This window comes from Pseudochrobactrum sp. AO18b (assembly GCF_000409565.1).
Lineage (GTDB): Bacteria > Pseudomonadota > Alphaproteobacteria > Rhizobiales > Rhizobiaceae > Pseudochrobactrum > Pseudochrobactrum saccharolyticum.
On the sequence record NZ_ANNO01000291.1, the window covers coordinates 1 to 1,211 of the forward strand.

Annotated in this window: 1 protein-coding gene; it reads right to left on the reverse strand. The window is 55.4% G+C overall.

The window, feature by feature from the left end; genetic code table 11:
• Positions 1-1,211: cobalt chelatase (locus tag A918_RS0111980; protein ID WP_022711302.1), on the reverse strand; the 1,211-nt coding region annotated here is incomplete at both ends.

Genomic DNA, 1,211 nt, shown 5'->3' on the forward strand with positions numbered 1-1,211 from the left:
GGCTGATCCTGATCATCAAACAGCGAGGCGAGCTGCTCGGTCATCGCACCGGCCAGTTCTTCCGCGTCAACAATGGTCACCGCGCGTTGATAGTAGCGGGTCACATCGTGGCCGATACCAATCGCAATCAGCTCAATCGGTGAGCGGTTTTCGATTTCATCAATCACGGCGCGCAAATGACGTTCCAGATAATTGCCCGGATTAACCGACAGGGTCGAATCATCAACCGGCGCACCATCAGAAATCACCATCAGGATTTTGCGCTGTTCAGGACGGCCGAGCAGACGGTTATGCGCCCACATCAGCGCTTCACCGTCGATATTCTCTTTCAGCAGGCCTTCACGCATCATCAAGCCGAGATTGCGTCGTGCGCGACGCCAAGGGGCATCAGCGCCTTTATAAACAATGTGGCGCAGATCATTGAGGCGACCCGGCTGGGCAGGTTTGCCGCGATCGAGCCATGCCTCACGTGACTGGCCGCCTTTCCAAGCTTTGGTGGTAAAGCCGAGAATCTCAACCTTCACGCCGCAACGCTCCAGCGTACGCGCCAGAATATCGGCGCAGGTGGCAGCCACAGTAATCGGGCGTCCGCGCATCGAGCCGGAATTGTCGATAATCAGGCTCACAACCGTATCGCGGAAATTGGTATCGCGTTCGGTTTTGAAAGACAGCGGCTGGGTCGGGTCAATCACCACACGCACCAGTTTGGCGCTGTCGAGATGACCTTCTTCCAGATCAAACAGCCATGAACGGTTTTGCTGCGCCATCAGACGGCGCTGCAGACGGTTGGCGAGACGTCCGACAACGCCTTGCAAATTCGCAAGCTGCTTGTCGAGAAAACCACGCAGACGATCCAGTTCCGCATCATCGCAGAGATCGGTTGCTTCTACGATCTCGTCAAATTCACGGGTGAAAACTTTATAGTCATGATGCTTGTCGAAATCGGAAAACGGCTGGTTAGACCGGCGCGCTTCGCCCGGTGTTTCCGCATCTTCCTCTTCACCGTCATCAGCATCTTCATAGGCGGCATCTTCAGCTTCCAGATCACCGCGTTCACGGTCTTCATTGGTGTCTTCAGAACTGTCGCCGTCGCCGGACTGGTTTTCTGCATCTTCTTCTGATGCACCTTCCTGCGATTCTTCCGGATCAGCCTGTTCTTCCTGTTGACTTTCCTCGTCGTCGCTCTCGGATGGTTCGGCCAGTTCTTCAGC